Source organism: Arthrobacter sp. 05L45_2 (genome assembly GCF_056397525.1).
Genome location: NZ_JBFTNO010000058.1, coordinates 20,645 through 27,253, shown reverse-complemented (window position 1 = coordinate 27,253; position 6,609 = coordinate 20,645). Strand labels below are relative to the sequence as shown.

Sequence of the window (6,609 nt, the reverse complement as noted above, 5' to 3'; positions counted from 1 at the left end):
GCCTTGTCCCCCGCGTAGCCCGGGGTGGAACCCGGGTCAACGTCGCCAAGGCGGAACTTCTTGCCAGCCTTCAGCGTCTCGGAGGGGTGCTCGTCGAAGTTCACGACATCTGCCATCAAAGCCTCTTTCCGGTTCGGGCAGCCCGCCCGCCGGACGTACGTCCCGCAGCGCTGCTGTCCCGAATCCTAGTTGCCCTGGTAGCGGCTGAGGAAGTCCGCCATGCGGTTGATAGCTTCCTCCAGGTCCTTCACGTTCGGCAGCGTCACCATCCGGAAGTGGTCCGGGCGGACCCAGTTGAACGCGCGGCCGTGGGAGACCAGGATTTTCTGCTGGCGCAGCAGGTCCAGGACGAATTTCTCGTCGTCGCGGATGTGGTACACCTCAGGGTCCAGGCGCGGGAAAAGATACATCGCGCCGCGGGCCTGCTGGGTGCTGACGCCGGGGATGGCGTTAAGCATGTCGTAGGCCTTGTTCCGCTGCTCCAGGAGGCGGYCGCCGGGCAGGATCAGGTCATTGATGCTCTGGTAGCCGCCCAGTGCCGTCTGGATGGCGTGCTGCGCCGGCACATTGGCGCAGAGACGCATGTTGGCGAGCAGGTTAATGCCCTCGAGGTAGTCCCCGGCGTCCTTCTTCGGGCCCGAGATGGCCATCCAGCCGGCCCGGTAGCCGCAGACCCGGTAGGCCTTGGACAGCCCGCTGAACGTCAGGCAGAGCACGTCATCACCGGTGAGGCTGGCCATGTTCACATGCACGGCGTCCTCGTAGAGGATCTTCTCGTAGATCTCATCGGCGAAGAGCACCAGGCCGTGCTTCTCGGCGAGGGCCACGATCTTCTTGAGGGTTTCCTCCGGGTAGACGGCGCCGGTGGGGTTGTTGGGATTGATGACCACGATCCCCTTGGTCCGCGGCGAGATCTTCGCTTCGAGGTCCTCAAGATCGGGCTGCCAGCCGGATTCCTCGTCGCAGAGGTAGTGCACCGGCCGGCCGCCGGCCAGGGCCACGGACGCGGTCCAGAGCGGGTAATCGGGGGTGGGGATCAGGACCTCGTCGCCGTCGTCCAGGAGGGCCATCAGCGACATGGTGATCAGCTCGCTGACGCCGTTGCCGAGGTAGATGTCATCGACGTGGATGTTCTGGATGCCGCGGGTCTGGTAGTACTGCGAGACGGCGGTGCGGGCSGAGAARATRCCGCGSGAATCGCTGTAGCCCTGGGCRTGCGGCAGGTGGCGGATCATGTCCACCAGGATCGCGTCCGGCGCTTCRAAYCCRAAMGGGGCCGGGTTTCCGATRTTCAGTTTGAGGATGCGGTGACCCTCTGCCTCCATTTGCTGGGCGGCCTGAAGAATCGGTCCACGGATGTCGTAGAGGACATTATGAAGCTTGGTGGACTGCTTGAATTCTGCCATTCATCAAATATGCCATATGGCGGATGTACTTCCGTTGAGACTTGTCTCACAGCGGGATACCGCGTCATACGGGCGTCCGCAGGCTGCCGCGGACATAACGACGGCGGCTGCCAAGCCCACGATCCCGGGCCCGGCAGCCGCCGTCGAACGCTTACTTCAAGGGCCTACTTGACCAGGCCCTTTTCTTTCAGCCACGCTGCCGCGGCGTCCTTGGGGTTCTGCTTCTCGCTGCCGCCGACTGCGCGGTTGAGGTTGATCAGGTCCTCGGTGGTGAGCTGCTTGGAGACGGCGTTGAGGGCCTCCTTCGCCTTGTCCGACATCTTGGCCTTGTTGTACAGCGGCAGGACCTGCTGGGCGATGAAGTTGTTCTTCGGATCCTCCAGGACCACGAGGTCGTTGTCGGCAATGGCCGGCGTGGTGGTGTAGATGTCCGCCACCTGGACCTGGTCCGAGAGCAGGGCCTTGACCGTGACGGGGCCGCCGCCGTCGCTGAAGGGTTCGAGTTTCTTCGGTTCGCAGTTGTAGTTCTTCTTCAGGCCCGGAAGACCGTAGGCACGCTCCTTGAAGGTGGCAGGCGCACCCACCACGATCTCGCCGCAGACCTTCGCCAGGTCCTCGATGGACTTGAGCTTGTACTTCTCCGCGGTGGCTTTGGTGACCACCATGGCGTCCTTGTCCTCGGCCTTGGCGGCGTCCAGCACGGCCAGGCCGTCCGGAAGCTTGCYCGGCAGGGCCTTGGCGATGTCGTCGGCCGAGATCTCAGTCGCGTCCTTGTTCACGTGCAGCAGCAGGTTTCCGCTGTAGTCGGGAATCACGTCGACTGAGCCGTCCTGCACGGCCTTGAAGTAGACCTCGCGGGAGCCGATGTTCGGCTTGGTGGTGGCCGAGACGCCGGCGCCGTTGAGGGCCCCGGCGTAGAGCTCGGCGATGATCTGGCTCTCCGTGAAGTCGGCCGACCCGATGACCAATGCCCCGCCGGCTCCGCCGGAGGAACCGCCGCTGGCAGGTGCCGAGGACAGCGGGTTCGACGACCCCCCGCAGGCGGACAGGGCCAGGGCCAGTCCGACGCCGGCGGCCAGGCCGCCGAATGCGCGTCTGCCAAGTGCTCGTTGGCGGTTTTCCTTCATGACGTACCTCCTTGGACAACAGTCTCCGCGGTCGCGGGGTCTGTGAGATCAACCGCTGCCTGCTGGCGGCGGTTTGGTTTTTTGGCGGCCCCGCGGGTCAGGAAGAGCCGCTGGACAAGGACCAGGACCAGGTCCACGGCAATGGCCAGCCCCGCGATCAGGAGCGAGCCGCCGAGCATTTGGGGGAAGTCGGAGAGGACGAGCCCGTCGAAGAGATACCGGCCAAGGCCGCCGAGGTTGATGTACGCGACCACGGACACCGTGGCGATGACCTGCAGGACGCCGGTGCGGAAGCCGCCGAACATCACAGGGAGTGCGTTGGGGAACTCGGCCCGGAAGAGGACCTGGAGTTCGGTCATGCCCATGGCCCGGGCCGCGTCCACCACATTCCGGTCCACACTGGAGATCCCGGCGTAGGTGCCGGCCAGCAGCGGCGGAACGGTCAGGATCACGAGGGCCCAGACCGGCGGCATCAGACCAATGCCTGCCAGCAGCACGAACAGCGTCAGCAGGCCCAAAGTCGGAAGCGCACGCAGGGCACCGGCGAGGGCAACCACGGCCACCCGGCCACGGCCGGTGTGCCCTACGTAGAGGCCGATCGGAAGCGCGATGGCGGTGGCGATCAGCATCACCAGCCCGGTGTACTGCAGGTGCTCCGCCAGCCGCACGGGGATACCGGTGCTGCCGGACCAGTTTTCGGGATCAGCCAGCCAGGCGAAGGTATCGGTGAAGACGTTGCTCATGCGGACGCCCCCGCCGTGGAGTCAGCGAGGCGCCGGGCGGCTGCGGGTTCCCCGGACGTGCCGGTCTTCCCGACGCTGGCGCGGGTCCAGGGCGTCAGGAGCCGTTCCAGCAGGACCAGCAGCGCGTCCATCACGAGTGCCAGGACCAGGATGGCGATGATGCCCACCACCACCTCGGTGACGAAGTCCCGTTGCAGGCCGGAGGTGAAGAGCATTCCGAGGTTGCCGATGCCCAGCAGTGCGGCGACGCTGACCAGGGAGATGTTGCTGACCGACACCACCCGCAGGCCGGCAAACAGCACGGGCAGGGACAGGGGCAGGTCGATTTGGACGAAGCGCGCAACGGGTTTGAAGYCCATGGCGACGGCTGCCTGCTGGAGATCCTCATCGACCGAGTCGAAGGCGTCCAGGGCTGCGCGAACCAGGAGCGCCACGGCGTAGATCGTCAGGGCCACCACAACGTTGACGGGGTCCAGGATCCTGGTGCCCAGCACGGTCGGCAGGATGATGAACAGCGCCAGCGAAGGGATGGTGTACAGCAGCGACGACGCCGTCAGGATGACGGTGCGCAGGGTCCGGTTCCGGCGGGCCAGTTGGGCCAGCGGAATCGAAATCAGCAGGCCGAAGACCATCGGGAGGATGGCCAGGACCAGGTGCTGGCCGGCGAGGCTGAAGACCTGCCCGCTGTTGGCCAGGAACCATTGCATCAGCGCGCACCTTGCCGGACCCGGCGGTCCGCTTCGATCACGGCGAGTACTTCTTCGGCCGAGATCACGCCTGCCACCCGGCCGTCCGCGTCGACGGCGACGCCGCGTCCCGACGGTGAGGACAGCGCGGCGTCCAGGGCGCGGCGCAGCGTCTCGCCCTTGTGGAATAGCGAGCCTCCCGGGACAGTCTCCCGCCCGGCACCCGGCGCGCACCAGCCCAGCGGCCGGCCGTCGTCGTCAACCACCAGCTGCCACTCATCGGCGCCCGGTGCGCCGGAGCCCAGCTCGCCGGCACGGACGGTGTCCACCGGGTGGATGGTCACGCCGTCGGAGGCGCTGAACGCGAGGTGCCGGAAGCCGCGGTCGCGGCCCACGAAAGAGGCGACGAAGTCGTTGGCCGGGGCGCGGAGGATTTCCTCGGGCGCGGCGTACTGCGCCAGCTTGCCGCCGCCGGCGAAGACCGCCACCTTGTCACCCAGGACCGTGGCCTCGTCGATGTCGTGGGTGACGAACACGATGGTCTTGGCGAGGTCGCGCTGCAGGCGGAGCAGTTCCTTTTGCAGCTCGTCGCGGACCACCGGATCCACTGCGCTGAAGGGCTCATCCATCAGCAGCACCGGCGGATCCGCCGCCAGCGCCCGGGCCACGCCCACACGCTGCTGCTGGCCGCCGGAGAGCTGTGAGGGGTAGCGCCGGCCGAGGACGGAGGCGAGACCAACGACGTCGAGCAGTTCTTCGGCGCGTTTCCGGGAGTCCGCCCGGGACACACCATTGAGCCGCGGGACCGTGGCGATGTTGTCCAGCACGGACCGGTGCGGCATCAGGCCGGAGGACTGCATGACATAGCCCATGGACCGGCGCAGCTGCGCGGCCGGGACGGAGGTCACGTCCCGCCCGTCCACGGTGATGGTGCCCGACGTCGGCTCGACCATGCGGTTGATCATCCGCAGGGAGGTGGTCTTCCCGCAGCCCGACGGACCGACGAAGACCGTGATGGCGCCCTTGTCGATGGACATGCTCAGATCGTCGACGGCGGCCTGGCCGCCCTGGTACTGCTTGGTGACGCTCTGGAACTCGATCATGGCCTCTGCCATTCCGGGGCTTACCTAACTGTTGGCGGCAACATGGGACGGTCCAGCCAACTGATCATATGCATCCTGATTTTTGGCTGTAAAGCGGGTATGACCCAGCGTAGCTGCCACCTGGGACAAAGTCGGGGCATCGTTTGGGACAAACCGGCCCCGATTGCCCCATGTGCTGCGGCTACCCCCGGCATTCGGGGCCGGGCGGAATCCGGATGGGTGCCGCCCGGCTCCGCGCCTAGTCGGCGCCCTTCCGGTTGCCCTTGGGCTTGCCTTTTCCGCGGCCGGCCTGGTCGTGGCTGAACCGCTCGGCGGCCCGCTGGCTCCGGCTGGCCACCACCACCTTCTGATGCCACTCCCGCTGGTAGGCGCGCCGGGCCGCCGCATCGTGGCGCCGGTTCAGGGCCGCGAGTTCGCGCTGCATCTTCAGGTAGCTGGTCCAGCGGCGCTCATCGAGGGTCCCGTCGGCGAGCGCGTCCTGCACGGCGCAACCGGGCTCGCGGTGGTGCGCACAGTCGGCGAAGCGGCACCGGCCAAAGAGGTCCTCCAGGTCACCGAAGACCTCCTCCATGCCGTCCTCGGCGTCGAACAGGCCGAAGCCCCGGACCCCCGGTGTGTCCATCAGCACCGAACCGCCCGGCAGCGGGACCAGTTCGCGGGAGGTGGTGGTGTGCCGGCCCTTGCCGTCCCCGGCCCGGACGGCTCCGGTTTCCTGTACCTCGAACCCCACAAGGGCGTTGATGAGGGTGGACTTGCCGGCGCCCGAAGGCCCCAGCAGCACAATGGTCCCGCCGGCAGGCAGGTAGGCCAGCAGCGCGTCCAGGCCGTCGCCTTGTTCGGCGGAGGTGGTGACGACGTCGACGCCGGCGGCCTGCATCATCACCTGCCCGACGACGTCGTCCGCCACGTCCGCGAGATCGGCCTTGGTGATCACCACCAGGGGCGTGGCGCCGGAGTCCCAGGCCGCGACCAGTGTGCGTTCCAGCCTGTTGTGGGTAAGCGGACGGTCCACCGGCACCACGACGCCGACGATGTCCATGTTGGCGCCCAGGACCTGCGCCTCTGAGGACGCCTCGAAGGCCTTCTTCCGGCTCAGTTCCGAACTGCGCGGCAGCACCCCCGCAATGATGGGCTCGCCCCCGGGGTTGCTGCCCAGCCAGACCCAGTCGCCCGTGGCGGGCAGGACGCCGGCGCGTGGATAGGGCAGGTGCGCCTGACCGGTATGGTCCGCGACCAGCACCAGGTTGCGGTCCACACGGACCACCCGGCCCGCGCTGGTCCCGCCCGGGACGGGGGTGGTGGTGAAAAGTTCCGCTACGGCATCGGTAAACCCATAGCGGACCGGCCCCTGGAGGCCGGTGTCATGACTGCGCTCAGAATTCAATGGAAACCCTTTGATGGGCCCGGCGGCGCAATGCCCGCTGTGCTCGGAATGGACCGGCCAGCTGGAGGGGCTAGGAGATGCGAAGTGCCGGGGCAGGAATAATGATGTGGCGTGAAGTTGTGCGCTGTGCGCGCAGTTCCGTTGCATTCATTGCTTCCAC

Annotated in this window: 6 protein-coding genes; all 6 read right to left on the bottom strand. The window is 67.1% G+C overall.

Annotation, left to right across the window (positions count from 1 at the left end; all coding sequences use genetic code 11):
- Positions 1 to 185: 185 nt before the first annotated feature.
- A complete protein-coding gene (locus tag AC1DHD_RS06810; protein ID WP_476878986.1) occupies positions 186 to 1,406 on the bottom strand; it encodes a pyridoxal phosphate-dependent aminotransferase in 1,221 nt (406 codons plus the stop codon).
- A 164-nt stretch (positions 1,407 to 1,570) separates the two neighbouring features.
- The gene (locus tag AC1DHD_RS06805; RefSeq protein ID WP_476878985.1) at positions 1,571 to 2,533 is read right to left on the bottom strand and encodes an ABC transporter substrate-binding protein; all 963 of its coding nucleotides are present in this window, start codon (positions 2,531 to 2,533) and stop codon (positions 1,571 to 1,573) included.
- Entirely contained in the window at positions 2,530 to 3,276 is a 747-nt protein-coding gene (locus AC1DHD_RS06800) for an ABC transporter permease (RefSeq protein WP_476878984.1), read from the bottom strand. Before AC1DHD_RS06800 ends, AC1DHD_RS06805 begins: the two co-directional genes overlap by 4 nt.
- A complete protein-coding gene (locus tag AC1DHD_RS06795) occupies positions 3,273 to 3,983 on the bottom strand; it encodes an ABC transporter permease (protein ID WP_476878983.1) in 711 nt (236 codons plus the stop codon). The genes AC1DHD_RS06800 and AC1DHD_RS06795 overlap by 4 nt, the downstream gene beginning before the upstream one ends.
- Positions 3,983 to 5,077, bottom strand: a complete 1,095-nt coding sequence (locus AC1DHD_RS06790) for an ABC transporter ATP-binding protein (protein ID WP_476878982.1) — start codon at positions 5,075 to 5,077, stop codon at positions 3,983 to 3,985. Before AC1DHD_RS06790 ends, AC1DHD_RS06795 begins: the two co-directional genes overlap by 1 nt.
- Positions 5,078 to 5,303: 226 nt before the next feature.
- A complete protein-coding gene (rsgA, locus tag AC1DHD_RS06785) occupies positions 5,304 to 6,449 on the bottom strand; it encodes a ribosome small subunit-dependent GTPase A (RefSeq protein ID WP_476878981.1) in 1,146 nt (381 codons plus the stop codon).
- Positions 6,450 to 6,609 lie beyond the last annotated feature (160 nt).

What these genes read in the sequence shown, in the direction of transcription:
- AC1DHD_RS06800 (WP_476878984.1), bottom strand. Translation starts at nt 3,276, where the DNA reads ATGAGCAACGTCTTCACCGATACCTTCGCCTGGCTGGCTGATCCCGAA.
- AC1DHD_RS06790 (WP_476878982.1), bottom strand. Translation starts at nt 5,077, where the DNA reads ATGGCAGAGGCCATGATCGAGTTCCAGAGCGTCACCAAGCAGTACCAG.